We start from the raw sequence: 1,747 nt of genomic DNA on the forward strand, positions 1-1,747 counted from the left end.
TTGAGCCAGAGCTGCATTCCTTCCTGTGCGGAAGCCAGACTTTCCCGTGGAAAAAATAAAAGAAACACAAGCAATACGAGACTTACGACGGTATAGAGAATTTTTTTCATAAAAAAATCTTTTTTTCTTTACTATACGAAATACCCGGGACAAATATGAGGAAAAAATCCAGAAACCCTTGAAATCAAAAAGATTTCTGGGTAATATAAACTATACTGCAGTAATAATGGAGGAAATCAAAATGAGAGTTTTAGAAAACTGTGAACCAAAAAGAGTATTTTATTATTTTGAAGAAATCTGTAAGATTCCGCATGGTTCCCGCAATACAAAGCAGATCAGTGATTATCTGGTGAATTTTGCGAAGGATCATGGATTTGATTATGTACAGGATGAACTGAATAACGTTGTCATCTACAAACCTGCAACTGCCGGATATGAGAATGCACCGACTGTGATCCTTCAGGGTCATATGGATATGGTATGCGAGAAACGTCCGGATGTAGAGCATGATTTCGAGAAAGACGGATTGAACCTTTCTGTCAAGGACGGATATGTAAGCGCAAATGGAACCACACTTGGTGGTGATGACGGAATCGCTGTTGCTTATGCACTGGCACTTCTGGACAGCACAGATATCCCGCATCCGGCACTGGAAGTTCTGGTCACTGTAGACGAGGAGATCGGACTTCTTGGAGCAGTAGGACTTGACTGCAGCGTTCTCAAAGGAAAACGTATGATCAACATGGATTCCGAAGCAGAAGGAAGTCTCTGGATCAGCTGTGCAGGCGGTCTTTCTGCAGTCAGCAGCATTCCGGTGAAGAGAGTCGAGGCAGAAGGAAAGAAGATCGGAGTCAAGATCTGCGGACTGATGGGTGGACATTCCGGAGCAGAGATCGACAAGAAACGCGCAAATGCCAACGTTCTTATGGCACGTTTCCTTTACGGACTCAAGAACAAGGCAGATTATGAGATGATTTCTCTTGAGGGTGGTCAGAAGGACAATGCGATCACAAGAGAAGCTGTCGCAGAACTCCTGATCGACGGCGACCAGACAAAAGCAGTCAAAGCTTATGCAGCCAAAGTACAGGAAGGTCTTCGTGAGGAATACGAAGGCAGCGATGCAAGGATCACCATCCAGATCACAGAGGGCGATGTGGAGACAGCAATGGTCCTTTATCCGACCAGCAGAGAGAAGGTTCTCTTCTATCTGATGGAAGTTCCGTTCGGCATCCAGAAGATGAGCGGAAGCATCGAGGGGCTGGTAGAGACTTCTACCAATATCGGTATTGTCAAACTTTATGAGGATGAATTCTTTGCAAGCTCCAGTGTCAGAAGTTCCGTAGAGGCAGCAAGAGATGCACTTTCTGACAAGATCCAGTATCTGACAGAGTTCCTTGGCGGCGAGTACACCATCCAGGGTGCTTATCCGGCATGGGAGTACTGCAAGGAATCTCCGCTCCGTGACAAGATGGTATCCGTATACGAAGAAATGTACGGACAGAAACCGGCAGTTGTTGCGATCCATGCAGGACTGGAGTGTGGACTTTTCTACAAGAAGATCGAAGGACTTGACTGCGTATCTCTGGGACCAAACATGAAGGACATCCATACTTCAGAGGAAGTTCTGGATATCGCATCCACAGAACGTGTATGGAATTACCTTGTCAAAGTTCTGGAACAGTTAAAAGACTGATAAAACAAAACTAAGTTTCTACGACAGAGGCTTCTGGGCGGTGATCGCCGGGAG

1 protein-coding gene is annotated in these 1,747 nt (G+C 45.6%); it reads left to right on the top strand.

Annotation, left to right across the window (positions count from 1 at the left end; genetic code table 11):
* The first annotated feature begins 241 nt into the window (after positions 1–241).
* On the top strand, positions 242–1,693 hold the full coding sequence (locus QZL69_RS10610) for an aminoacyl-histidine dipeptidase (RefSeq protein ID WP_022215184.1): 1,452 nt from the start codon (positions 242–244) through the stop codon (positions 1,691–1,693).
* Positions 1,694–1,747 lie beyond the last annotated feature (54 nt).

This window comes from Blautia sp. CAG:237, assembly GCF_000436615.1.
GTDB classification, from domain to species: domain Bacteria; phylum Bacillota; class Clostridia; order Lachnospirales; family Lachnospiraceae; genus Blautia_A; species Blautia_A intestinihominis.

Bases quoted from the DNA above. Each gene is read 5' to 3' on its own strand.
- QZL69_RS10610 (WP_022215184.1), top strand. From the start codon at position 242: ATGAGAGTTTTAGAAAACTGTGAACCAAAAAGAGTATTTTATTATTTT.